Origin of the sequence: Acidiphilium sp. C61, assembly GCF_905116885.1 — a bacterium.
GTDB lineage: Bacteria > Pseudomonadota > Alphaproteobacteria > Acetobacterales > Acetobacteraceae > Acidiphilium.
Genome location: NZ_CAJHNI010000005.1, coordinates 948,843 through 974,264, shown reverse-complemented (window position 1 = coordinate 974,264; position 25,422 = coordinate 948,843). Strand labels below are relative to the sequence as shown.

The window sequence follows — 25,422 nt, the reverse complement described above, 5'->3', positions numbered from 1 at the left end:
CCCCGGCTGGATCATCGCAAAGTGCGTTGAAGTGCCACGCCCCCTGCCGCTGTTTCTACAGGCAGAAAACAGGACCGCGCCCGGTGCGGACTGCGGACAGGTTTTGCGGACCTGCACCCAGCCGGAGACAGGGCGGGCGAAATCCCCGCCGGTCGCATGGCTGGGGAAGGACCCAAAGTTGCTGGGCCGGAGGTGAGACCTCGCCGCCTGATCCGCCGCCGAGGCCGCGCACCCTGCGGAGATAAATATTCCTTAAATGGGAAATTAACCATATCATGCGCCAAATCTAAAAGAGCGTATTAGATCGGCCTACCTGATATTTTTTCTGAATTTGAGGCGTATTTTGGAAATATCATTCGAGATTATCGACGCCACACAAGGCGGCGCGTCACCTGACGAAACCTCATACTTTGAGACTGGACATATCCCCGAGGGGATAAGGTGCCGTAGCTGTTCAGTGCCGGTGACGTCTCACGATCCTATGGAAACGGGATTATGCCTCGCCTGCTGGGCATGGTGGCGTTCGTAGGTAGCGGGGCGAGGCTTCCGGTGCTGCACCACGTGCGACAGTCCACAAGTGAGCCAGTCACCGCCGCAACATGCCGCCACCCCTACGCGCGTGCGTGTATGCGTATTGCTTGCCTAATCCCCTAATCCCCGCCCGGCGAGGCGGACGAATCGAGAGCGGCGGAGACGATCACGCAACCGTGATTACGTCACTCCGCGTCATCCTGTCCGGTGGTTTGCGAAGCATCCGCGAGGCATATTTTCAGGGAAGGGGGATCAATGACACCCGAAAATGGGCGGTAAGTCATTGATTTAAAATGGTGCCGACACCCAGGATTGAACTGGGGACCTACTGATTACGAATCAGTTGCTCTACCGCTGAGCTATGTCGGCATATCCCGGAGCCTATAACGAGGCTTGGCTCACCCTGCAAGATCGAATCAGGCCGCTGCCGTTCCCTGCTCTCCCGACAGGATATGGCGCAGTGCCTGCACCAGTTTGTCCATCATCGCCTCGGTGTGTTTGGGACCAGGGGTAAATCGCAGCCTCTCCGTTCCGGCAGGTACCGTCGGATAGTTGATCGGTGTCGCATACATGCCGAATTCGCGGATCAGTCGCATCGAGACTTCGGTCGCCCGTGCTGCGTTGCCGATCATAAGCGGCACAATGTGACTTTCCGTCGGCAGCCGTGGCAGTCCGGCCTGATCGAATTTCGATTTCAGCAGGTTTGCCCGCTCGAACAACGTATCGCGGCGAGCCTGGTCGACCTTCAGCCGACGAATCGAGGCGAGTGCCGCGGCAACGGTGGGCGGGGGCAGGGCGGTGGTGAAGATGAAGCCGGCCGCGACCGAGCGGATGTAATCGATCACGCTCGCATCGCCTGCGATGTAGCCGCCATGGCAGCCATAGGCCTTGGCCAGCGTGCCCTCAATGATGGTGAGGCGATGGGCAACGCCGTCCCGCTCGGAGACGCCGGCGCCGTGCGGGCCATACATGCCGACGGCGTGAACCTCATCGAGATAGGTGATGGCGTTGTATTTGTCAGCAAGGTCGCAGATCGCGCCGATCGGGGCGATGTCACCGTCCATCGAATAGACGCTTTCGAAGGCAACCATCTTCGGCGCATCGGCTGGTGCTGCCGCCAGCTTGGCTTCGAGATCGGCGAGGTCGTTATGGGCGAAGACATGCACCGTCGCCTCCTTGCCACCCTTGATGCCGACGATCATCGAATTGTGGTTCTGCGCATCGGAAAACACATGCCAGCCTGGCATCGAGTTCAGGATCGCGGTCAGCGTCGCCTGGTTCGAGACGTAGCCCGAGGTGAAGAGCAAGGCGGAATCCTTGCCATGCAACGAGGCAAGCTCCGCCTCCAGTGCGACGTGGATCGGCGAGGAACCGGCGATGTTGCGCGTCCCGCCGGCACCGGCGCCCATCGTGCGCGCAGCCTCGATCGAGGCCTCGATCACCTCGGGATCGGTGCCCATGGCCAGATAGTCATTCGAGGACCAGACCAGGATATCCTGGGTGCGGCCTTCCATTGTCACCTTGTAATACGGAAAGCGGTCAGCCAGCTTCTCCAGCGCCACGAAGCGACGATAGCGCCCTGCGGCGCGGATATCGGCCAGGGCCTTGTCGCATTGGGCGATGAACGGGTGGTCGCGATTCATACTGTGCTCCTCGCAGTCCCTCGGGCCGGTACCTTGTCCGCACCCGGATTACATATCATTGCGCGGAAAGTTGCGCGTCTCGTCAAGGATATAAGTGCCAGCAAGCGAAATATTTCGTCAAAAAACGATTGCTGCCGGTCAGCGTGGCCCAGGTGGGGCGAGACCGGCCATCATCTCTTCCCATTCACGTTTCGACAGGCCGGATTGAGCCTGATCGACCTGTTCGCCGGCCAGCATCCTGCGCAGCGTGGCGAGCATCGTCGCCGAAAAGGTTGCGGCCCCCATGCGGTACTCCTCGAAAGCCCGGCAACTGGCCGGCACCCAGGCGCGGACGATGCCGAGCATGGCCTCGGCATACGCCCGGATTTCATACTGGGCGTGAGGATCGGCACGCAGGGACAGGAAGTGGAACAGGTTGTGAAGGTCGGTTTTCCAATACCACTGGGTATAGGTGTTGAGCGTCAGGTTCATCCGTGCCAGCTCGCGCGCCAGGCCGCGGCGGGACGTGTCGGCGCCGCCTTCGTTCAACATGTGCTCGTAATGAGTATAATTCCGCTCGGCATCGGCGCGTAGCATGGCCAATACCTCGGCGGCCTCGTCGCCCTCGAGCAGATCGCCCCGCCCCTGGCGGTTGTTGGCTGACTGGGCTGCGAGTTGCGCAGGGGCTGGGATGTAGAATTCGCGGTCCATCACCGAATAGCGGGCAGAGTACTCATTCACATTCGCCGTCCGATGGCGGATCCACTGGCGTGCGATGAAGATCGGCAGCTTCACATGCAGCTTGATCTCGCACATTTCGAAGGGTGTGGAATGCCGGTGGCGCATGAGGTAGCGGATCAGCCCCTCGTCCTCGCTGACCTTGCGGGTGCCACGGCCATAAGAGACCCGGGCCGCCTGAACCACAGCGGCATCGTCGCCCATATAGTCGACAACGCGGACGAAGCCGTGATCGAGCACCGGAATCGCGTTGAAAAGCATGGCCTCTAGGGCAGGCACGGTGGCGCGACGGGTCGCCGCGGTTTCGGCGCGCGCGGCCTCGATCTCGATACGGTCGGAATCGCTGAGCGACATGGCGGCAGTCCCTGGTTGAGCGATCGTCCTATGCCCGTCCGGCGCCATCGGCAAGAATGGCATCTTTCACAGCCGGCACACTTCGCCTATATAAGTCTCGTCGGGCAACCGACTATGGCGATAAACGATGCGTGGAATAATCGTAGTGGACCCGGGGGCAGTACCCGGCGCCTCCACCATTTTCCCGCCGGGCTGGTTCGTATTTTGCAAATCGAACTGCCGGCGGTTTCATGGGGGCGAAACAGGCTCGACACGCGTGGTAAAGACCCATCTTTCGCTCGGCATGGTTCCGCCGTCATCGGGCCGTATCACAAGTGCCAACGATAACTTCGAGGCGCTCGCTATCGCTGCATAAGCGATAAGCGCGGCACGGGGGGCGCCGGGCAACAGAAGCCCCCCACCTTGCCATATCGAGATAGGCAAAAAAAAGGCCGGTCTTTGACCGGCCGGCATCATTTCGATGCTATCTAAAGAGGCTCCCTAAACTTGGCGGCTGGCGCCCGACTCATCGTTACTGCTCACGACACAAGTTCGTTTGCGGTTTCCGAAAATTTCGTAACGCCACAGTCATTAGATGACCGAGAATCATGACGCGGGCAAGACCCTTTCGTCTCGCATAGGGGCCATTGAAAGAAAAAATGTGTTACATTGTGCGAGACGCCGGCGAAGCTTGCGAAGCGCTTGAGGCGTGCGCCATTGCCATCGCGCGGACCGCCGCTGCCGGACATGGCCGATATCTAGAGCACTTTCCGATCCTTTTGGATCGGATGTAGTGCTCTATCATATTGATAAACCGAGCATCTTTATCCGATCAGATGATTCCATCTGATCGGATGATGCTCTAAGCGCTCAACGGCTCGTCAAATCGTTGAATTTTCACTGTCCTGTTACGGAAATCACCAGGATGATGCTGGCGAGGATCAGATTGGCGGCGATCAGCCGGTTGATCCGGCTCCAGCCCGTCGTCGTCGCTTCCGCATCGTTCGCCGTGATCGCTTCCTCGAGCAATGGCAGCAATCCGAAGCGAAGAACGAGCGTTACGACCGCCATCACGATTCCGAGAGACTGCATCGCGTTGACCGTCCAGCTCCAGTTACGGGGCGGTCCGAGTTCGGCAAATGCGAGTCCCCAGCCGGATGTGAGGGTCAACACCATGGCGGGTATCATTACGGAAAATTGCCGCCGGCAGAGGACGGCATCGCGGCATCCCGCCACAAGAAGGGCAAGCAGCAGCCCGTTCCATGCGGCAAACCCGCCGAGATGCATCGCCGCCAGCCCGGAAATTACCGTCAAGGCCGGATCGCTCACGCCAGCAGCGTGCGCAATCGTTCCGCGACGGCCATCACCTCCTGGCCTGCGAGCGTTGCAGGGCCGGTTTCGGCAATGCCGAGACCGTCTGCGAAACTATTTGCATAAGCGGCCCGGTTTCCGAGCGCCGTATCGAGCAGTTGCAACCGCCTCGCGGCGATTTCCACCTCGAGACGCCGTCGCAGTTTCGATGCTGAAGGCGCCCGGTTGAACATCAACGCGACCGGCCGCCGTTCTTCGGTTGCCAGGGTCAGTGTGCCCTCGGCCGCCCAAAGATCGGGCGGCGTGGGGTTTAGCGGGATCAGCACGAGGTCCGCACCGCGGATGGCACGCCGCGCGTTGGAATCGAGAACCGGCGGCGTGTCGATCAACACGAGATCGCAACTGCCGCGCAAGGTCTCGAGCACGTTTCCCAGCCGCCACCCGGAAACCGACTCGACCGTGAGATCAGCACTCGCCTTCGGGTTGGCTGCCCGCAGCCGGCCCCAGGCGCCGAGCGTTCCCTGCGGGTCAATGTCAAGCAGGCCAACCCGTCCGCCCATGCCGAGGGCAACGCCGAGCTGGGCCGCAAGCATCGTCTTGCCCGCACCACCCTTTTGTTGCGCCACCGCGATCACCCGCGCCATCAAAGCCTCCTGCCTTCCCGAGAGCGCTCTCCGATCCTTTCGGATCTGGCGCTCTATCATATTGATAAACTGAATATCCTTGTCCGATCAGATGATTCCATCTGATTGGATGATGCTCTAGCAAAGACCGTGCATTCTGTCTCACATAGGGGTCATGGACCCGTTGTATTCCCCTTTGGAGATGGCGCGCATCGACGCCGCTGCCCCGTCGTGCGGCATGAGTGGCATCGCGCTCATGGAAAATGCCGGGGCGGCGGTGGCGCGCGTTGTCAGGCGGCGCTTCCGCCCGGGCCGGGTGCTGGTTCTGGCCGGGCCGGGAAATAATGGCGGCGATGGATATGTCGCCGCGCGCCATCTGGCGCTTCGGGGGTGGCCTGTGGACGTCGCACCTGTCGCTCCGCCACGGCCGGGCAGCGATGCGGCGGCCATGGCGGCGCTCTGGCGCGGTCCTGTCGTGTCGCCCGATCGCGGGCGGGTCGTTGCCGCCGACATCGTCATCGATGCCGTGTTCGGCGCCGGGCTGACGAGGGATATCGATCCTGCCATTGCCGAGCTTCTTGCTGCGGCGCGCCGCATCGTTGCCATCGATACTCCCAGCGGCGTCGATGGTGCGACCGGCCTTGCGCGCGGGAGGCCCGCCCAGGCCCAGCTCACGGTGACATTCGAGGCGCGCAAGCCCGGCCATCTGCTCTATCCAGGGCGGGAACTCTGCGGCGAGACGCTCTGCGTCGCGATCGGCATGCCCGCGGCGGCATTCGCGTGCGTCGAGACGAAAACCTGGCGCAACACGCCTTCGCTCTGGCAGCTCCCGCAACCCGCACCGACGGCTCACAAATATCGACGAGGCCACCTGACGATCCTTGCAGGACCGATGGCCGGGGCGGCGCTCCTGGCCGCTGCCGCCTCTCGCCGCGTGGGCGCGGGGTTGGTGACGCTGAACGGCGCGGGACTGTCCGGGGCGCCGCCCGGCGTGATCGTCAGCCCGGCTCCGCTCGACAATCTGCTCGCGGATCAGCGGCGGCAGGTCTGGCTTTGCGGCCCGGGCCTCGGTGTGGAGGCTGCGGGTGCCGCCTTGCGCTCCCTTCTCGATGCGGGGCGGACCGTCGTGGCCGATGCCGACGCGCTGACATCCGCAGCCGGCGCGGCGGAAAATCTGCTTGGGGTTGCCGCGATAACCCCGCATGAAGGCGAGTTCGCCCGCCTGTTTCCCGATCTCGGCGATGACCGCCTCACCCGCGCCCGGATCGCCGCATCGCGGATCGGCGCAGTGGTCGTCCTGAAAGGGCCTGACACGGTGATTGCGGCGCCGGACGGACGCGCCGCGATCAACGACAATGCGCCGCCCTGGCTGGCGACGGCCGGATCGGGAGACACCCTTGCCGGCATCATCGCCGGATTGCTGACACAGGGCATGGCACCGTTCGAATCCTGCTGCGCCGCCGTCTGGCTGCACGGTGAAGCGGCCTCGGCGGCGGGATCGGGCCTCATTGCGGAGGACCTCGCGGAACGCCTACCGACAGTTGCAGATAAGATAAAAAATTTCAAAAATTAAACAAAATCCGGCGGAAATGCAGCTTAAGATCGGTGGCGCCAAACGTACGGTTAACCTATTCTTAACTCATGTTGGTTATTGCACTTTGTATGATCAGTGTAGCCTCCTTGTCAGCGTTTGCGGCGCCGATCGGCCCGTCCTCGCTGGAAATTCCGCCGCTCCGCGTGACGCCTGCATCACCGGCTGCGAGCGAAGCCTCCACGGCGTCCCGCCAGCCTGCCGCACCGGCGGGATCGATGCGAGGCTCGCGTCTCGACATCACGGTCTGACGACGCTGGACTGTCTGACGACGCTGGTTTTTTCATACCACTTTCGTATCTGATTTCTCCGTAAAGACCGGCGAGCCGCAAACAAGACGCAAACCAGCGCTTGCGCTCCTTGCCGAACTGAGTTTACACAAGCGCATTCATTCCTCCCTGCGGGAGAGAGCGGCGTTGCTGGTGAAAGCCGGTATCCGCCGCCGCCGAAGGCGCAACCGGCCCCCGGAAACGCTCAGGCAAAAGGACCGCAACGGAGCAAGGATCTCTGGAAAGCCGGCGCGATGCGCCGCACCGAAGGCGTAAGGCACGGTTGTTCCCGCGCCGAATCTCTCAGGTTCCGCGACAGAGGGGGGTCAGACTGGACGGTTCTGCACCCGTCCGCTGGTGTCGCGGGAGATCTCATCGTGGCTGATCAAGCGTTGCAAACCGTGCCGCTCGATGCATTGCATCGCAGTCTGGGCGCGCGAATGGTCGATTTCGCTGGCTATGACATGCCGGTGCAGTACGACGGCATCATCGCCGAACACCTGCATTGCCGGGCGCAGGCATCGCTGTTCGATGTCTCGCACATGGGCCAGGCGGTGCTCGAAGGCCCCGATGCGGCGGCCGCGCTGGAGCGCGTGGTCACCGGCGACATCAGGGGGCTCAAGCCAGGCCGCCAGCGCTACACGCTGCTGATGAACGCGCAGGGCGGAATCGTCGACGATCTCATGGTCGCCAATCTGGGCGACCGTCTGCTGCTCGTTCTCAATGCCGGGCGCAAGATCGTTGACGTTGCTCACATTCGCGCTCACCTCCCCGCAACCGTATCGCTGACCCCGCATTTCGACCGCGCGCTGATCGCCCTGCAAGGGCCGGAGGCTGGCGCCGTCCTCGCCGCCCTTGCGCCGGAGGCCGCGGCGATGCGCTTCATGGATGCGCGCGAGACATCCGTCTCCGGCATCGCGGTCACCATCACCCGTTCGGGCTATACTGGCGAGGACGGGTTCGAGATCGGCCTTCCTGCGGCAGAGGCCGAGACGCTGGCGCGCGCCCTTCTGGCCGATCCGCGGGTGAAGCCGGCCGGCCTCGGCGCGCGGGATTCGCTGCGGCTCGAAGCCGGGCTGCCGCTGTATGGCAATGACATCGACGAAACGCGTGACCCGATTTCCGCAGGGCTCGGCTTCGCGATCGGCAAGACGCGCAAGATGGGCTGGGATTTCCTTGGCGGCGACGCCGTGCGCGCGGTGCACGATGCCGGCCCGGGCGAACGCCTTGTCGGGCTGCGCGCCGAGGGCCGGGCGCCGGTGCGCGCCGGCGCCGAACTCCGCGATGCCGCCGGGCAGCCGGCCGGGCGCGTCACCTCCGGCACGTTCGGTCCGAGCGTCAACGGGCCGATCGCACTCGGCTATGTCCGCGCCGACTGCGCCGCGGATGGTTCGACCCTCACTGCCGGGCTGCGCGGCCGCGATATTGGGATGATCGTGGCGCCGCTGCCTTTCGTTCCGCATCGTTATCATCGCTGAAAGAGGACCAGATGACCGAGACCCGATTTTCCAAGGACCATGAATGGGTGCGGCTCGACGGCGACGTCGCGACCGTGGGGATCACCGATCACGCGCAGTCGGCGCTCGGCGATGTCGTGTTCGTCGAACTGCCCGAGGCGGGCCGGCATGTGGATGCCGGCGAGGCCTGCGCGGTGGTGGAAAGCGTCAAGGCCGCGTCGGATGTCTATGCGCCGCTCTCAGGCACGGTGACCGAGGCGAATGGCGCGCTGGCCGACGAGCCCGGCATGGTCAACGCGCAGGCCGAATCCGGCGCCTGGTTCTTCCGCATGACCCTGGATGACCGCGCCGCCTTCGCCGCCCTGCTGACCGCCGACGATTACCAGGCCTTCCTCGCAACGCTCTGACCGGAGCTGCCGCCATGCCGGATACCGCGCCCCAGACCATCGACGATTTCGCCGCCCTGCTCGCCGAGGAGCGGTTTGCCCTGCGTCATATCGGCCCCGGACCAGCTGAACGCGCGGCGATGCTGCGCGCGCTGGGGGCGGCCGATCTCGACGCGCTGATCGCCCGCACCGTGCCGGAGACGATCCGCAGCGCAGCACCGCTCGACTTGCCGGCAGCGCTGACCGAGGGCGAGATCCTCGACGACCTTCGCCGTTATGCTGCGGATAACGAAGTGAAGCGCAGCCTGATCGGGCTCGGCTATCACGGCACCGTCACGCCGCCGGTCATCCTGCGGAACGTGCTGGAAAACCCTGGCTGGTACACCGCCTACACGCCGTACCAGGCCGAGATCGCCCAGGGACGGCTGGAAGCGCTGCTGAATTTCCAGACGATGATGGCGGAACTCGCCGGGCTCGACCTCGCCAATGCCTCGCTGCTGGACGAGGGCACGGCGGCGGCGGAGGGCGTCTCGCTCGCGCATGCGGTCCACAAGGGCGGATCGACGGTGATCGCCGTCGCCGCCGACCTGCATCCGCAGAGCCGGGCGGTGATCGCGACCCGTGCGGCCCCGCTCGGCTGGACACTGGCAGATGTCGCACCGGGGGATGAAGCGGCGATCGAGCGGGCCAAACCCTTCGCCGTGGTGCTGCAATACCCGGGCACGACGGGCGCTGTGCGCGACCTGTCGGACGAGATCGCCGCGGCGCATCGCGCCGGGGCGCTCGCCATCGTCGCGGCCGACCCGCTGGCGCTCACCCTGCTGCGGCCGCCGGGCGAGATGGGGGCGGATATCGTCGTCGGCTCGGCGCAGCGTTTCGGCGTTCCGATGGGCTTTGGCGGGCCACACGCGGCCTATTTCGCGACGCGCGATTCGCTGAAGCGGCACATGGCGGGCCGGCTGGTCGGCGTTTCGGTCGATGCGGCGGGGGAAGCCGCCCTGCGCCTCGCACTGCAGACGCGCGAGCAGCATATCAGGCGCGAGAAGGCGACCTCGAATATCTGCACCGCGCAGGTGCTGCTGGCGGTGATCGCCGGATTCTACGGCGTATGGCACGGACCGGAAGGGCTGGCGCGGATCGCCCGGCGGGTGCATCTCGCGGCCAGGCTGCTCGCCGGCGCGGCGCGGGCGGCCGGGCTTTCGCTCCGCCACGACGCGTTCTTCGACACGATCGCGATCGAGGCGGGTGCTGGTGCCGCCGCGCTGATGCAGCGGGCGCTGGATGCGGGGTTCAACCTGCGGCGCGTCGATGAGGGCTGCGTCGCCATCGCGCTCGACGAAACCGTGACGGCGGCGGAGATCGCCACCCTCGCCGGGGTGATCGGCGGTGCCGCGCGCGCCTCATCCTCGCCGCTCGCCGGCCTCGCACGGCAGAGCATCTTCATGAGCGAGCCGGTCTTCCACGCGCACCGCTCCGAGCACGCGATGCTGCGCTATCTCAAGCAGCTCGAGGACAAGGATGTCGCGCTCAACCGCAGCATGATCCCGCTCGGCTCCTGCACGATGAAGCTGAACGCGACGGCGGAGATGATCCCGATCACCTGGCGTGGCTTCGCCGATATCCACCCCTTCGCGCCGATGGAGCAGACCCGGGGCTACCGGGCGCTGATCGCCCGTCTGTCGGAGGATCTCGCCCGGATTACCGGATTCGCCGCGGTCTCGCTGCAGCCGAATTCCGGCGCGCAGGGGGAATATGCCGGGCTGCTGTCCATCCGTGCCTTCCATGCCGCGCGCGGCGAGGGACATCGCGACATCTGCCTGATCCCCTCCTCGGCGCACGGCACCAACCCGGCCTCGGCGACGATGGCCGGCTACCGCGTGGTGGTGGTCGGCTGCGACCGGGCGGGGAATATCGACCTCGCCGACCTGGAGGCAAAGATCGCCGCCCATGCGGGGACGCTCGCGGCGCTGATGATCACCTACCCCTCGACCCATGGCGTGTTCGAGGCCAGCGTGCGGGACATCTGCGCCCGCGTGCACGCGGCCGGCGGCCAGGTCTATATGGATGGGGCGAACATGAACGCGCAGGTAGGGCTGACCTCGCCGGCGGCGATCGGCGCCGATGTCTGCCATCTCAACCTGCACAAGACGTTCTGCATTCCGCATGGCGGCGGCGGGCCCGGCGTCGGGCCGATCGCCGTGGCAGCACATCTCGCGCCGCATCTGCCGAACCATCCGCTGCGCCCGGATGCCGGACCCTCGACCGGCTATGGTCCGGTGAGCGCGGCTCCCTTCGGCTCGGCCTCGATCCTGCCGATCCCCTATGCCTATATCCGCATGATGGGGCCGGACGGTCTGCGCGAGGCAACGGCGGTGGCGATCCTCAACGCCAACTACATCGCCCACCGGCTCGCGCCGCATTATCCGATCCTCTACACCGACGCGAACGGCATGGTCGCGCATGAATGCATCATCGATTGCCGGCACTTCCAGGCCGAGGCCGGCATCCTGGTCGAGGATATTGCCAAGCGGCTGCAGGATTACGGGTTCCACGCGCCCACCATGTCCTGGCCGGTGCCGGGCACGCTGATGATCGAGCCGACCGAAAGCGAGACCAAGGCGGAACTCGACCGGTTCTGCGACGCGATGATCGCGATCCGCGGCGAGATCGCCGATGTCGCGGCCGGCACGCTCGACCGGGCGGACAACCCGCTGAAGAACGCGCCGCATACCGCGGCGGAGGTGATGGCGGCGACATGGACCCACAGCTATGGCCGCGACCGTGCCGCCTTTCCGCTGCCCTACCTGCGCGCGGCCAAATACTGGCCGCCGGTCAAGCGGGTGGACAATGTGTATGGCGACCGCAACCTCGTCTGCTCCTGCGCCCCGCTGTCGGCCTATGCCGAGGCGGCGGACTGAGCGGGGCCCGATTTCGCAATTCCAGGTTTCGCAAGTCCAGGTTTCGCAAATCCGGATCGGGCCCACATCCAGAGCCGTGCAGGGAGCGTAATCCCGGCACGGCTTTGCATGGAGGACCCGCATGACCACACTCGCCCGCCGTTCGCTGCTGGCGGCCGCCCCGGCGCTGCTCGCCGGCTGCACCTTCGATACCAGCCCCTATCCCCAGCCGAAGCTGCGCCATGCGCGCGTCGATCTCGATCGGTTCATGGGGCGCTGGTACATCATCGGCCATATCCCGTATTTCGCCGAGGCCGGATATGTCGGTGCCTATGCGGTCTATACGCGCCGACCCGACGGGGCGATCGACGACCAGTACAACGGCTACCCGAAAAGCTTTGCCGCGAAGCGCTTCCAGTTCACCTCGGTCGACGAGGTGGAGGCAGGGACGGACAATGCGGTCTGGCGCGTGACCCTGCTGAACGGAATGGTCGGCGTGCCGTATGTGATCATGCATGTCGAGCCCGATTATTCGGTGTTTCTCGGCGGATTTCCGAACCGCTCGCTGGGCTGGATCTTCGCCCGCGAGAAGCGGATGGACGAGGCGACCTACCGCGCCATGCTCGACCGCTTCTATCGCCAGGGGTACGACGCGCGACAGTTCCGCAGGGTCGCGCAGTTTCCCGATCAGATCGGCCAGCCCGGTTTCGAGCGCGTCTGAACGGCGCGGACCTAGCGTTTTTGGGGCCTTGCCGCTGACCCAGGGTGTCGGCATATCAGGATGCATGAGGTCGAGCGCCGCCCATGACTGAGTCCGCCGCGCCGCTGCGCCGCCTGGTCAGGCTGCTGTGGCGCGCGGTGCGCGCGGTGGTGTTCGTGGTCGGGCTGGTGACGATCGTGCTGGCAGGTGCCGGGGCCTGGGGGCTTCATCGTCTGGCGCGCCAGCCGGTCACGCTGCCGGCGCATTTCGTGCTGACCCTCGATCTTGAGGATGCGCCGCCGGATGTCGCCGCCCCGCCGGCGTTGCTCGCGCGGGCAACGGGCGAACACCCGACACTCGAACAGACCATCGCCGCGATCGACCGTGCCGCCACCGATCCGCGGGTCCGCGGCATCGACATTCTGCTCGGCGGCGGATGCTGCGGCCTGACCACGGCCGAGGAGTTGCATGACGCGCTCTCCCGCTTCCGGGCGGTTTCCCACCGGCAGGTGGTCGCCCGGGCAATGTCCTTCGACGGTGCGGGAGGGCTTGGCGCCTATGTCGTCGCCACGGCGGCAAACCGCATCGAGCTGTCCGATGCCGGCGATTTCGGGGTCACGGGCCTCGCCCTGGAGAGCCCGTTCGCGGCGGATCTGCTCAAGATGGCGGGAGTCGAGGCGCAGTTCGCCCATATCGGCAAATACAAGACCTATCCGGAACTGTTCACCCGATCTGGCCCCTCGGCCGCGGCAACCGAAATGATGAACAGCCTTGCCGGCTCACTCTACGATTCCGCGCTGGCGCCGATCGCGGCACGGCTGAAGCGAACCCCCGACCAGGTGAAGACCCTGCTCGACCAGGCGCCGTTCAGCGCCGGACAGGCGAAGCAGGACGGGCTGGTCGAAACGGTCCTGCCGCTCTCGGCCCAGGTTGCCCATGTCCACGGCCTGCATGTGCGGTTTGCGCAGTACATCGCCGCGATGCGATCGGCGCCGGCCGGCGCGCCCAAAGTGGCGCTGATCGTCGCGCATGGCGACATCAACGCGCCGGACGCGCCGGGGCGGAGCAGCGGGATCGATCCGGCCCGTCTCGCGCATGAAATCGCGGTCGCGGTGGCTGATCCGTCGATCCGCGCGATCGTGCTGCGGCTCGACACCCCCGGCGGAACGGTAACCGGCTCGGCCATGGTCGGCGCCGAGGTCGCGCACGCTGCCAGCGTTCACAAGCCGCTGATCGTCTCGATGGGCGCGTTCGATGCGTCGGGTGGCTACTGGATTTCGAGCCATGGCGCGGTGCTGGTGGCCGATCCGGCAACGTTGACGGGCTCGATCGGCGTGCTCGGCGGCAAGTTCAGCTTCGGCGGGCTCCTTGCGCGACTGGGCGTCAGCGTCAGCGCGGCCTCGCGCGGCGCGAACGCGCTGTTCGACAGCGCGGCAACGCCCTGGACACCGGCACAGCTGGCGAGCCTGCAAGGCCAACTCGATCTCGACTACCAGAAATTCGTCGGCTGGGTCGCAGCCGGCCGGCGGATGAGTCCGGCGCAGGTCAACGCGGTGGGGCAGGGGCGGGTGTGGACCGGCGCACAGGCCCGCAGTCGTGGCCTGGTCGACCGGCTGGGTGGATATCACGAAGCCTTCATGACCGTCCGCGCCGCGCTGCATCTGCCGGCGAGCGCACGGCTCGACATCGTGTCCGGCAATACGCAACCCGGCCTCGGGGTTCTCATCACCTCTCTCGCGCGGCGGGCCAGCCCGCTTCGCGTTGCCGAACTGCCCGAGCCGCTGCGCGGGCTTCTCGTGCTCACGCGGCTGCATCGCCTGTCGATGATACCGGTCGAACTCCGGTAGGGCTGCGATCCGACGTTTATTAACGGCGAGTTAATCAAACCAGGGGCCGTCGGAGTAAATCAAGAACAAAACATAAACGCGCCGAAATCATCGGTGGCGAAGCCCGTCGCTTCACCGTCGATTCCGATTTGTTGCGCTTTTTAAGTGGAAATTTTACGAGCGCGGGGAGAAATCCCTTTGACGCCCATAACTGCCCATGATATCCCATGACAACCCATAGCGAATCCGGCTGACGTACCGTCCTGATGTCGGAATGTTTGCAGCGAGGCATAGCAACGGCGAGACGAAAGGGCCGCGACAGCGCCGATGAGCCAGTTTCTCGGCACGCACACGAATAGGCTGGACGCCAAGGGCCGGGTATCGGTCCCGGCATCGTTTCGTGCCGCCCTGCGTCGGGATGGCGATTCGAGCGGCTTAATCCTGCGGCCATCTCACAAGCATCGCTGCATCGAGGCCTGGCCGACGCCGGTGTTCGAGGCGCTGGCGACGCGTTTGCAGGGTCTCGATCTGTTCAGCGATACGCATGATGACATGGCGGCCGCGCTTTACGCCGATGCCTGGCCGCTCGAAGCCGACAAGGAGGGGCGGGTTCTGCTGCCGGAGCCGCTCGTGGAGCATGCGGGGCTACGCGATAGCGTGGTGTTCATGGGGCTCGGTCGGACATTCCAGATCTGGGAGCCGGAAGCGGCCGATCGCCGCCGGGCCGAGGCGCGGGAGCGCGCGCGGATCGGCGGGCTCACCCTGCCGGCGGGTGCGCCATCATGAGCGGCGGGTTTTCCCATGTGCCCGTGCTGCGCGAGGAGGCGGTTTCGATGCTGGCGCCGCGTGACGGCGGGGTCTATCTCGACGCAACGTTCGGCGGCGGCGGCTACAGCGCGTCCATGCTGGAGGCGGCGTCCTGCACGGTCTGGGCGATCGACCGCGATCCGGCTGCGATCGCGCGCGGTGCGGCGCTCGCCGCCCGCTATCCCGATCGGCTGCATCTGGTCGAGGGCCGGTTCGGCGACCTGCTCGATCTGCTGCGCGACCGCGGGGTGCTGGCGCTCGACGGCGCGGTGTTCGATTTCGGGGTGTCGTCCTACCAGATCGACGATCCGGCGCGCGGCTTTTCCTTCCGCGCCGATGGGCCGCTCGACATGCGCATGGGCGCCGCCGGGCCAACCGCGGCCGATATCGTCAACAACTGTGCCGAGGTCGAACTGGCCGACATCCTCTTTCACTTCGGCGAGGAGCGCGCCTCGCGACGGATCGCCGCCGCCATCGTCCGGCGCCGCGCCTTGCAGCCCTTCGAGACCACGGCCGATCTCGCCGCGGTGATCCGCACGGTGGTCCGGCCCGACCGCTCCGGGATCGATCCGGCGACGCGCAGCTTCCAGGCGCTCAGGATCGAGGTGAACCAGGAACTCGCCGAGATCGAGCGCGGGCTTGAGGCGGCCTCGTCGTTGCTGGCGCCCGGCGGGCGGCTCGTCGCAGTCTCGTTCCATTCGCTGGAGGATCGCATCGTCAAGCGCTTCATGAATGCGGCGACCGGCCATGTCGCCGCGCCCTCCCGGCACGATCCCTCCGGCCTCGCGCGGCCAGCTTCAGCGCCACGGTTCAGCGCCCTGACCCGTGGCGTGGTCACGCCGGGTAAGGCAGAGGCTGCCGCCAACCCGCGCGCCCGGTCGGCGCGGCTGCGCGGCATCGAAAGGCTTGCGGCATGATCCGCCCCGTCACCCTCGTGACCGGGCTGCTGATGCTGGGCTCCGGTGCCTGGTTGTTCGTCGTGAAACATCGCGCCGGCACGCTCGATCACCAGATCGGCGGCGTCACCGCGCAGATCCGCAGTTCCGAACAGCGCATCCGCGTGCTGCGCGCCGAATGGGCCCTCGAGACCGATCCGAACCGGCTGACGCGGCTTAGCGCGATGTTCATGCCGCAACTCAAGCCGATGAAGCCGGACCAGCTGGTGTCGTGGCAACAACTGGCCGATGCCCTGCCGCCGCCGGGCGCCGAGGCGCCGCATCTGCCGCTGCCGCCGCCTTTGCCCGGCGATGTTACCGGCGGGCCCCAGTTCCAGAACCAGACCATGTCTCCGTCCGCACCCGTTGCCTCCGTGGCGGCGCCGGTAAACGTTGCCCTCGCCACGATTCCGCCGCCGCCGCCGGCGCGGGTGCCGCCTGTTGCGAAGCGCGCGTCCGCACCGACCCGTACCGTGCTGGCGATGGCAAAGCCGCATATTGCCGCGCCACACCCGGTCGCACGGCCCGCCGCTGCGGTCCATGCGCCGGCGCATCACACCGTTGTCGTTGCCGCACATCGACCGGCCCCCCGGCAGCACAACGCCACCCCGTCATCTGTCATCGCGCAAGCGCGCCGGCCTCAGATGCTCGGAGCCTCGGTGCTCGCGCCCCGCCCGGCTGGCCATTCAGTGGCGGCGGCGATCAGGCCGATCAGGGCGAGCGATCCCTTGCCGGCCACGCCGTCGCGGTCTCCGGCGCGATCCGTACGCACCGCTGCCCCGGTGACCCATGCGGCGTCGGTCTTCGGTGCTTATGCTGCGAGCCTGCCACCGCCGCGCCCGGCAGACGGAGGCGTGCCATGACCTCGCCGCCGCCCCGCGACAGCCTCTCGCCCCGCGTTCCCGGAAGCAGCCGCGATGCCGCCCGCCGCGCCGGCGCGCCCGAGCGCGGCGCGATTCCGCGCATGGAGCATGTGCGCGTCACGTCTCCCGATCTCGTGCGCCGCGCCGCGATCGGCACGCTGCACCGGCGGCTTGCGGCCGGGTTCGGCGGGTTCGTCCTGATCTATCTGCTCCTCGCCGCGCGGGTCGTCTTTGTCACGGTCGTCCATCCGGTGCCGCCGGACAAGGCGGCGATCGCGGCGCAGACGCCATCGACCACCATCGCCCTGCCGCCGCCCGCGCGCGCCGAGATCACCGATCGCAACGGCGATATCCTTGCCGTTTCGCTGCCGGCCGCGGCCCTCTATGCCAACCCCAAGCAGGTCCAGGACCCGGGCGTCGCGGCGCGCGAGATCGCTGCCGTGATTCCGGGGCTCGATCCGGGATTCCTCGAAGCACGGCTTGCCGACCGCGCGCATGATTTCGTGTATCTCGACCGCAAGCTGACGGCTTCGCAGGAACTGGCGGTCAACCGGCTCGGGATTCCGGGCGTATATTTCGAGAACACCGAGCGCCGGCACTATCCGCAGGGAAATCTCGCGGCGCACATCCTGGGCGGCGTGACGCCGGACCAGCGCGGGATTGCGGGCATCGAGGACTGGTTCAACAAGCGTTTGACCGCTGACCCGGGCAAGCCGCTTCGCCTGTCGATCGATCTTGGCGCCGAGGGGATCGTGCGTCAGGCGATCTGGGAAGCGATGTCGGATTACGATGCCAAGGGCGCCTGCGGCATCGTGATGTCGGTGCGGACCGGCCGGGTTCTGGCGATGGCCAGCGTGCCGGACTACAAGGCCGACGATCTCGGCACGGCGCCCGCCGATGCACGGTTTAACCGCTGCGTTTCCGGCGATTACGAGCCGGGCAGCGTGTTCAAGCTGCAGACGCTGGCGATGGCGATCAATTCCGGGATGATCGAGCCCTGGGATCGGTTCAACACGACCCATCCGCTGCATGTCGGCCGGTTTACCGTGACCGATTTCGAGCCAGCGCATATCTGGATGGCGGTGCCGCATATCCTCGCCGTGTCGTCCAATATCGGCGCCTCGCGGATCGCGACCATCCTTGGGCCGGAAATCCAGCGCGCCTGGCTGCGCAAGCTCGGCTTCTTCCGTCGCCCGCCGATCCATCTGCCGGAAGCCACCCCGCCGATGTATCACCCGAAGTCGAGATGGAAGCTGCTGACGACCATGACGGTGAGCTTCGGCAACGGCATCGCGATGTCGCCGCTGCAACTGATTTCGGCGGTCGTGCCGGTCGTCAATGGCGGGGTCTGGTATCCGCCGACGCTGCTCGATCAGCGAACCCCGCCGGCAGGTGTGCGGGTGATGACCCCGCGGACCTCGCTCATCATGCGCAAGATGATGCGCAACGTCGTCACAGCACCTGATGGCACCGGCATCTATGCAAGGGTGCCGGGCTATCTCGTCGGCGGCAAGACCGGCACGGCGCAGGTCGTCGGCCCGAACGGGCGCTATCTGCGCCATCTCAACAACGCCTCGTTCATGGCGGCGTTCCCGATGAACGACCCTCGCTATGTGGTCTACGTTGTCGTGCTGCAGCCGCATGCGACGAAGCAGATGCTGCCGTTCTGCCATGGGTTCACCACCGGCGGTTATGTCGCCGCGCCCGCCGTCGCCCAGATCATTTCGCGGATCGGGCCGATGCTCGGCATCATGCCGCTGTCAGGCCAGGCGCTTGCCGAGGCGCAGGCTTCCCTGTCCATTCCGCTCGATCCCATGGCACCGCCGGGTCGGCTCGCGCTGGGGCCGGGGCATCTGTTCCCGCCGGGTGCAAGCAAATACGCCTATTCCCTCGCGCACCAGACCCCGCCGGCGAACACCGATGTCGCAGCGCATGACCGGGCCCTCGCGCGGACCGAGATGTGGCAACCCCTGGCGGCACCGGCGGCGCAGACGGTGAGCCTGCCCCCGGCGGCGCCCGCGCCCGGCGCCCGCACGCCCGGGAACAGGATCATGAATATCGCCCTGCCGGTGACACGTGCGGGGGGCTGAACTGATGGACGGTCTTTCACGTTACGGCACCGCGCCGTGCTGGACCTTGCCGTCGGAGGCGGCGTTTTCCGGAATCACCGCCGACAGCCGTGCCGTCCGCGAGGGCATGATCTTCGCGGCCCTGCCGGGCGCGCGATCCGATGGGCGCGACTTCATCGCCGAGGCCGTGGCCCGCGGTGCCGCCGCGGTGCTGGCCCCGACGGGCACGCGCTGGCCGCCGGGCGTGCCGCCGCGCCCGCTGATCGAGGATGCCGAACCGCGGCGCCGCCTCGCCGAGATCGCGGCGACGCTCGCCGGGCCGTTGCCGGAGACCATTCTCGGCGTGACGGGGACCAACGGGAAAACCTCGACGGTCGATTTCACCCGCCAGATGATCGCCGCCAGTGGCAGGAAAGCCGCCTCGCTCGGCACGCTCGGGCTGATCGCCCCGGGCTTCGCGCCGGGGGCGAGCCTGACGACGCCCGATCCGGTCACGCTGGCCGGAACCCTTGCCGCGCTGCAGGCGGCCGGAATCGGCACCGTAGCGCTCGAAGCCTCCTCGCACGGGCTCGACCAGTTCCGCCTGCACGGGCTGCGCCTTGCCGCCGGCGGGTTCAGCAACCTGACCCGCGACCATCTCGATTATCATGGCGACATGGCGTCGTATCGCGAGGCCAAGCTGTTGCTGTTCAAGGATCTGCTGCCCCCCGGCGCGCCGGCGGTAGCGATGGCGGATCTCGAACCCGCAACGCTTGCGGCCCTGCGCGAGATCGCGCAGGCGCGGCGGCTCGATTTCGCGACGGTGGGTGCGGGCGGGGATCTGTTCGATCTGCGCGGCATCGCCGCGACGCCGTCCGGCCAGGTGCTGTCGGTGGCGCAAGGCGGCGTGCTGCGCGAGATCGAATTGCCGCTTCCGGGCCGGTTCCAGGCGGATAACGCCCTGCTTGCCGCAGCATTGGCGCGTGCCGCCGGCGTGTCCGATCCACTCGGCCTGCTGCCGGGCCTCAAGCCAGTGCGCGGGCGGCTGGAGCGCGCCGCAGTGCTGGCGAATGGCGCAGCCGCCTATGTCGATTATGCCCATACGCCGGATGCGCTGGAGCGGCTGCTCGTCGCGCTGCGCCCGCACGCGGCGGGGCGGCTCGTGCTGGTGTTCGGTGCCGGCGGCGATCGCGATCGCGGCAAGCGGCGGCTGATGGGCGAAGTGGCCGCCCGGCTCGCCGATATTGCCATCATCACCGACGACAATCCGCGGAGCGAGGCCCCCGCCTCGATCCGCGCGGAAATTCTGGCCGCGTGCCCCGATGCGCGCGAGATCGGCGACCGGCGCGCCGCGATCGCCGCGGGGCTCGGCGAATTGCGGACGGGAGACGTGCTCGCTGTTGCCGGCAAGGGCCACGAGAGCGGGCAGATCGTCGGCGATGTGGTGCTGCCTTTCGACGATGCCGCGGTGATCCGGGATCTCGCGGCATGAGCGCTTTGTGGACCGCGCGCGACCTCGCCGCAGCGACCAACGGCACGTGGCTGCGCGGCGAGGCCGATGCCACCGGCGTCTCGATCGACAGCCGGACGATCGCGCCGGGCGCGTTGTTCGTCGCCCTGGCGGATGTCCGCGACGGGCATGATTTCGTGCCGGATGCCGAGGCGAGGGGCGCATCATGCGTGCTCGTCTCGCGGGATGTCGGTACCGGGCCGGCACTGCTTGTCGAGGATGTGCAGGCCGCGCTCACCGCGCTCGGCGCGGTTGGCCGGTCACGCAGCCGGGCGCGGGTGGTTGCGGTTACCGGGTCGGTCGGCAAGTCCACCACCAAGGAGATGCTGCGCCGGATCCTTGCCGCGTTCGGCTCCACCCATGCGGCGGAGGCGTCGTTCAACAACCATATCGGCGTGCCACTGACCCTGGCGCGTCTGCCGGCCGAAGCCGATTTCGCGGTGGTGGAAATCGGCATGAACCATCCGGGCGAGATCGCGCCGCTCTCTGCCATCGCGCGGCCACATGTCGGTGTCATCACCGCGATCGGCTCGGCGCATCTGGGGCTGATGGGCTCCATCGAGGCGATTGCCGATGAAAAGGCCGAGCTCCTGCGTGGCGTGATGCCGGGCGGGGCGGCGGTGCTGCCGCGCGGGCCGTTCCTCTCGCGCCTTGCGCGCCGGGCGGGGGATGGCGTGAGCGTGGTCAGCTTCGGTACGGACGACCTCGCGGAGGCAAGGCTGACCGAGGCCGTGAACGATGCCGACGGCGTGGCGCTGACGGCAAACATCCTGCGCCGGCCAGTCCGTTGTCGCCTTGCCGCGCCGGGGACACACATGGCGATGAACGCGGTGGCGGCGCTGGCGGCCGCTGCGGCGCTCGGGCTCGACCCGGCGCAGGCGGCGGCGGCACTCGACGGTTTTGCGCCCATGGCCGGTCGCGGTGCGCGACGCCGGATCACGGTCAACGGTGCCGGTGCCACGCTGCTCGACGAAAGTTACAACGCCTCGGGCCACTCGGTGCGCGCGGCGCTCGAGGTTCTCGCCCTTCTGCCCGGCCGGCGCATCGCCGTGCTCGGCGACATGCTCGAACTCGGGGACTTTGCCGATGCCGAGCATCGCGATCTTGCCGCGCCGGTGGCCGGCGTCGCCGATCTCGTGTTCGCCTGCGGGCCGCACATGCGCGTGATGTTCGATGCCCTGCCGGAGCGCCAGCGGGGCGCCTGGGCGGCGGATGCCGCTGCCCTCGCGCCGGCGGTGCGCTCGGCCCTCGCCGAGGGCGATGTCGTTCTGGTGAAGGGGAGCTACGGGTCGCGGATGCGTGATGTGGTTGCGGCACTCGAGGACAAATCCTGATGCTTTACGCGTTGCTTCTGCCGCATGTCTCGGCGTTTCACGTCCTGAACCTGTTCCGCTACATCACGTTCCGCGCCGGCGGCGCGTGCCTGACCGCGCTGGTCGTGAGTTTCCTGCTGGGGCCAGGGCTGATCCGCTGGCTCAAATCGCTTCAGAAGCAGGGGCAGCCGATCCGCGCCGACGGGCCGGAACGTCATCTGATCGAGAAGAAGGGCACGCCCACCATGGGCGGCTTCCTGATCCTGATCGCGCTGACCGTCTCCACGCTGCTCTGGGCCGATCCGCGCAACGGCTATGTCTGGGCGGTGCTGATGATCACCATCGGCTATGGCGCGCTCGGCTTTGCCGATGACTTCCTCAAGCTCACCAAGCGCAACACCAAGGGTGTGCCAGGGCGGATCAAGCTCGTGGTCCAGGCCGCGCTCGGGCTCGGTGCTGCGGTGTGGATCACCCGGCTGATGCCCGGCTCGATCGCCGATTCGCTCGCCGTGCCGATGTTCAAGAATCTGATGATTCCCTTCGGCCCGCTGTTCCCGCTGGTTGCGATGTTCGTGATGATGGGCGCGTCGAACGCGGTTAACCTGACGGATGGGCTCGATGGTCTCGCCATCGTGCCGACGATCATCGCCGCCGGCGTGTTCGCACTGATCGCCTATCTGGTCGGCAACCGGATCTTTGCGCATTACCTCGAAATCAATTTCGTACCCGGAACGGGTGAACTCGCCGTGTTCTGCTCGGCGCTGATCGGCGCGGGCATGGGCTTTCTCTGGTTCAACGCGCCGCCCGCCGCCGTATTCATGGGCGATACCGGCTCGCTCGCGCTCGGCGGCGCCCTCGGCTCGGTGGCGGTGGCAACCAAGAACGAGATCGTGCTGGCGATCACCGGCGGGCTCTTCGTCGTCGAGACCGTTTCGGTGATCGTGCAGGTATTCTGGTATAAAAGAACCGGGCGGCGCGTGTTCCTGATGGCGCCGCTGCATCATCATTTCGAAAAGAAGGGCTGGGCCGAGCCGACCGTTGTGATCCGGTTCTGGATCGTCGCGATGATCCTCGCGCTGATGGGCCTTGCGACCCTGAAAATCCGATGAGTGCAGCGGTGAAAACGTGGAAGCCGGTGTTCGCCGGCCGGCGCTTTGCGGTGATGGGGCTCGGGGTCAATGGCCTTCCGGCGGCGCGCGCACTCCGGGATATGGGGGCCGAAATCATCGCGTGGGACGATCACGAGGCGCGGCGAGACGCTGCCGCCGCCGAGGGCATCCCGCTCGGCCGGCCGAGTGAGGCGTCGCATCTTGACGGGCTCGTGCTGTCGCCCGGCATTCCGCACGCCCTGCCGGCGCCGCATCCCGAGGCGGCGGCAGCCATTGCGCGCGGCGTGCCGATCCTGACCGATGCCGAATTGCTGTTCCGGGCCGTTCGCTGCTCGGGAAGTGCCGCGCGATTCGTCGGCATCACCGGCACCAACGGCAAGTCCACCACCACGGCGCTGCTTGCGCATATCCTCGCCGCTTCGGGGTTCGAGGTTGCCGCAGGGGGCAATCTGGGGCCGGCCGCGCTCGCCCTCGGGCCGCTCGGCGATGACGGCGTCTATGTGCTCGAAATGTCCAGCTACATGTTGGAGCGAATCGAAAACATGCGCTTCTGTGCTGGAGCAATGCTGAATCTGACCCCTGATCACCTCGACCGCCATGGCAATATGGCTGGATATGAAGCTGCAAAGTCTCGGCTTTTCGCCGGGCAGGCAGCGGGGGATGTCGCCGTGTTCGGAATCGACGATGCGCCGACGGCGGCGATGGCCGACCGATTCGAGGGGGGCGCGGCGCGAGTCGTGCGGATTTCCGGCACTCAGCCTGCGGATATTTTCGCGCGCGGTCGGATGCTGGTCGATCATGCCGGCGTGATTGCCGATCTCTCCGCGGCAAAGGCGCTGCCCGGCACGCATAATGTGCAGAACGCGGCGGCGGCGGCGGCCCTCGCGCTGGCCCTCGGCGTGCCGCGCGAGACCATCGGCGCGGCGATGCGGACCTTCCCCGGCCTGCCGCATCGCCAGCGTCTCGTCGCCACGGTTGCAGGCGTCGCCTTCATCGATGACAGCAAGGCGACCAACGCCGAGTCGGCCGCCAGGGCGCTCGACTGCCATGATCGCCTGGTCTGGATTGCCGGCGGAATCGGCAAGGAGGGCGGCATCGAATCGTTGTCTCCGTGGTTTTCCCGTATTGCCCACGCGGTGCTGATCGGTCGCGACGCGGCCATCTTCGCGGCGACGCTCGGCACCGCGGGCGTATCGTTCGAACACGCCGATACACTCGAACGTGCGGTTCCGGCCGCCTTCGCGGCGGCGCAGCGGCTTGGGACCGGCACGGTGCTGCTCTCGCCGGCCGCGGCGAGTTTCGACCAGTTCACCGACTACGCGGCGCGGGGCCGACGCTTTGCCGAACTGGCCATGCGCCTTGGCGCGAAGGAGGCGATGTAATGCCGGTCCTTTCGCGCGCGGATGATTCGATCGTCGGGCGGTGGTGGTGGAGTGTCGACCGCGTCATGCTCACGGCCCTGCTGCTGCTGGTCGGCGTGGGCTATGTGCTCGCCTTCGCGGCGACCCCGGCGACCAGCCTTTCGCTCGACGATCCCAACACGATCGTGATGGTTCGTCAGATCCTCTATCTGCTCGCCTCCGGCCTGCTGATGGTCGGCGTCTCGATGCTCGACCTGCGTCACGTGAAGCTCGCGGCGCTGGCGATCGGGGTGGTGTTTCTGGTGCTCACCGGCTTCACCCTGGTCCATGGCGTCGTCGTCGATGGTGGCCGGCGCTGGATCGCGCTGCCGGGCTTCACCATCCAGCCGTCGGAGTTCCTGAAGCCGGCGCTCATCATCGCCTCGGCCTGGCTGCTCGCCGAACGGCGCCGCACCCCGGGATTTCCGGGCATGTTCGCGGCGATCGGCCTGAACGCCATCGTCGTGCTGATCCTGTTGCGCCAGCCGGATGTCGGGACCACGGCACTCGTGCTGGCGACCTTCTTCGTCCAGCTTTTCCTCGATGGGCTGAATCCCGCCTTTGTCGGTCTCGGGATCGCCGGTTTCGGGATCGGCGGGATCGCCGCCTTCGAACTGATCGCGCATGTCCACAAGCGGGTGATGCTGTTCCTGCATCCGACGAAGGACAAGGCCTACCAGGCGATCACCGCGCTTTCGGCCTTCGCCAATGGCGGCCTCTGGGGGCGTGGTCCCGGCGAGGGGCAGGTGAAGCATTACCTGCCGGATGCGCGCGCCGATTTCGTGTTCGCGGTGGCCGGGGAAGAGTTCGGCATGTTCCTCTGCCTCGGCATCATCGCGCTCTATGCCGTGATCGTGCTTCGCGGCCTCGTGCGGGTGCTGCGCGAGACCGATCCGTTCGCAGCCCTCGCGGCGACCGGTCTGCTGACCAGTTTCGGCCTGCAGGCGTTCATCAACATGGCGTCATCGCTGTCGATGATCCCGACCAAGGGAATGACGCTGCCGTTCCTGTCCTATGGCGGCTCTGCGGTGCTGGCGACGGGCTTGCAGATGGGCTTCCTGCTGGCGCTGACGCGCCGCCGCTCGCATGCCGAGCGCGCGGCGGACGGGCTGTTCGGCCTTGGGCTGCAGGATCGGGCGGTATGAGGGGCGCG

The 25,422-nt window shown here is 66.8% G+C and carries 19 protein-coding genes, 1 tRNA gene, 1 other RNA gene and 1 riboswitch; of the genes, 16 read left to right on the top strand and 5 right to left on the bottom strand.

The window, feature by feature from the left end; all coding sequences use genetic code 11:
- Nucleotides 1–825: 825 nt before the first annotated feature.
- From HUW10_RS07325 to thyX, 3 genes are all read right to left on the bottom strand, one after another.
- Nucleotides 826–900 (bottom strand) — tRNA-Thr (locus HUW10_RS07325).
- Nucleotides 901–947: 47 nt separating this feature from the next.
- Nucleotides 948–2,174, bottom strand: a complete 1,227-nt coding sequence (hemA, locus tag HUW10_RS07320; RefSeq protein ID WP_174502892.1) for a 5-aminolevulinate synthase — start codon at nucleotides 2,172–2,174, stop codon at nucleotides 948–950.
- A 138-nt stretch (nucleotides 2,175–2,312) separates the two neighbouring features.
- Nucleotides 2,313–3,245 carry an FAD-dependent thymidylate synthase gene (thyX, locus tag HUW10_RS07315; protein ID WP_174502891.1) on the bottom strand — a complete coding sequence of 311 codons (933 nt, stop codon included), beginning with the start codon at nucleotides 3,243–3,245 and terminating at the stop codon, nucleotides 2,313–2,315.
- Nucleotides 3,246–3,305: 60 nt separating this feature from the next.
- Here thyX and ssrA point away from each other — a divergent pair.
- Nucleotides 3,306–3,647, top strand: a transfer-messenger RNA (tmRNA) gene (gene ssrA, locus HUW10_RS07310).
- Nucleotides 3,648–4,121: 474 nt separating this feature from the next.
- On the opposite strand, the gene HUW10_RS07305 is transcribed toward ssrA, so the two are convergent.
- Together HUW10_RS07305 and HUW10_RS07300 are read right to left on the bottom strand one after the other, a co-directional pair.
- Nucleotides 4,122–4,538 (bottom strand): CopD family protein, encoded by a 417-nt coding sequence (locus HUW10_RS07305; RefSeq protein ID WP_236656275.1) that lies wholly within the window; start codon nucleotides 4,536–4,538, stop codon nucleotides 4,122–4,124.
- Between the two features lie 11 nt (nucleotides 4,539–4,549).
- On the bottom strand, nucleotides 4,550–5,179 hold the full coding sequence (locus HUW10_RS07300) for a ParA family protein (protein WP_174502890.1): 630 nt from the start codon (nucleotides 5,177–5,179) through the stop codon (nucleotides 4,550–4,552).
- A 154-nt stretch (nucleotides 5,180–5,333) separates the two neighbouring features.
- Between HUW10_RS07300 and HUW10_RS07295 the strand changes: the two genes are divergently transcribed.
- The 15 genes from HUW10_RS07295 (at nucleotide 5,334) to HUW10_RS07225 (ending at nucleotide 25,414) form a co-directional block, all read left to right on the top strand.
- Nucleotides 5,334–6,731, top strand: coding sequence for an NAD(P)H-hydrate dehydratase (locus HUW10_RS07295; protein ID WP_255540013.1), 1,398 nt, complete (start codon nucleotides 5,334–5,336; stop codon nucleotides 6,729–6,731).
- A gap of 409 nt (nucleotides 6,732–7,140) precedes the next feature.
- Nucleotides 7,141–7,249, top strand: a riboswitch (glycine riboswitch).
- A 146-nt stretch (nucleotides 7,250–7,395) separates the two neighbouring features.
- A complete protein-coding gene (gene gcvT / locus HUW10_RS07290; RefSeq protein ID WP_174502888.1) occupies nucleotides 7,396–8,496 on the top strand; it encodes a glycine cleavage system aminomethyltransferase GcvT in 1,101 nt (366 codons plus the stop codon).
- A gap of 11 nt (nucleotides 8,497–8,507) precedes the next feature.
- Entirely contained in the window at nucleotides 8,508–8,882 is a 375-nt protein-coding gene (gcvH, locus tag HUW10_RS07285) for a glycine cleavage system protein GcvH (protein ID WP_174502887.1), read from the top strand.
- A gap of 14 nt (nucleotides 8,883–8,896) precedes the next feature.
- Entirely contained in the window at nucleotides 8,897–11,779 is a 2,883-nt protein-coding gene (gcvP, locus tag HUW10_RS07280) for an aminomethyl-transferring glycine dehydrogenase (protein WP_174502886.1), read from the top strand.
- A gap of 121 nt (nucleotides 11,780–11,900) precedes the next feature.
- Nucleotides 11,901–12,479, top strand: a complete 579-nt coding sequence (locus HUW10_RS07275; protein WP_174502885.1) for a lipocalin family protein — start codon at nucleotides 11,901–11,903, stop codon at nucleotides 12,477–12,479.
- A gap of 83 nt (nucleotides 12,480–12,562) precedes the next feature.
- Nucleotides 12,563–14,305: a S49 family peptidase gene (locus HUW10_RS07270; RefSeq protein ID WP_174502884.1), complete on the top strand. Its 1,743-nt coding sequence runs from the start codon at nucleotides 12,563–12,565 to the stop codon at nucleotides 14,303–14,305.
- 306 nt (nucleotides 14,306–14,611) lie between these two features.
- Complete coding sequence (gene mraZ / locus HUW10_RS07265; protein WP_174502883.1) at nucleotides 14,612–15,070, top strand: division/cell wall cluster transcriptional repressor MraZ; 459 nt, start codon at nucleotides 14,612–14,614, stop codon at nucleotides 15,068–15,070.
- Nucleotides 15,067–16,008 (top strand): 16S rRNA (cytosine(1402)-N(4))-methyltransferase RsmH, encoded by a 942-nt coding sequence (gene rsmH, locus HUW10_RS07260; RefSeq protein WP_174502882.1) that lies wholly within the window; start codon nucleotides 15,067–15,069, stop codon nucleotides 16,006–16,008. Before mraZ ends, rsmH begins: the two co-directional genes overlap by 4 nt.
- Nucleotides 16,005–16,889: a hypothetical protein gene (locus tag HUW10_RS07255; RefSeq protein ID WP_174502881.1), complete on the top strand. Its 885-nt coding sequence runs from the start codon at nucleotides 16,005–16,007 to the stop codon at nucleotides 16,887–16,889. Before rsmH ends, HUW10_RS07255 begins: the two co-directional genes overlap by 4 nt.
- Nucleotides 16,886–18,979, top strand: a complete 2,094-nt coding sequence (locus HUW10_RS07250; protein ID WP_174502880.1) for a penicillin-binding protein 2 — start codon at nucleotides 16,886–16,888, stop codon at nucleotides 18,977–18,979. Before HUW10_RS07255 ends, HUW10_RS07250 begins: the two co-directional genes overlap by 4 nt.
- A gap of 4 nt (nucleotides 18,980–18,983) precedes the next feature.
- Entirely contained in the window at nucleotides 18,984–20,429 is a 1,446-nt protein-coding gene (locus HUW10_RS07245; protein ID WP_174502879.1) for a UDP-N-acetylmuramoyl-L-alanyl-D-glutamate--2,6-diaminopimelate ligase, read from the top strand.
- Nucleotides 20,426–21,781 (top strand): UDP-N-acetylmuramoyl-tripeptide--D-alanyl-D-alanine ligase, encoded by a 1,356-nt coding sequence (gene murF / locus HUW10_RS07240; RefSeq protein WP_174502878.1) that lies wholly within the window; start codon nucleotides 20,426–20,428, stop codon nucleotides 21,779–21,781. The genes HUW10_RS07245 and murF overlap by 4 nt, the downstream gene beginning before the upstream one ends.
- Complete coding sequence (gene mraY / locus HUW10_RS07235) at nucleotides 21,781–22,869, top strand: phospho-N-acetylmuramoyl-pentapeptide-transferase (protein ID WP_174502877.1); 1,089 nt, start codon at nucleotides 21,781–21,783, stop codon at nucleotides 22,867–22,869. The genes murF and mraY overlap by 1 nt, the downstream gene beginning before the upstream one ends.
- Entirely contained in the window at nucleotides 22,866–24,251 is a 1,386-nt protein-coding gene (gene murD / locus HUW10_RS07230; RefSeq protein WP_174502876.1) for a UDP-N-acetylmuramoyl-L-alanine--D-glutamate ligase, read from the top strand. Before mraY ends, murD begins: the two co-directional genes overlap by 4 nt.
- The gene (locus tag HUW10_RS07225; RefSeq protein WP_174502875.1) at nucleotides 24,251–25,414 is read left to right on the top strand and encodes an FtsW/RodA/SpoVE family cell cycle protein; all 1,164 of its coding nucleotides are present in this window, start codon (nucleotides 24,251–24,253) and stop codon (nucleotides 25,412–25,414) included. The genes murD and HUW10_RS07225 overlap by 1 nt, the downstream gene beginning before the upstream one ends.
- Nucleotides 25,415–25,422: the final 8 nt, after the last annotated feature.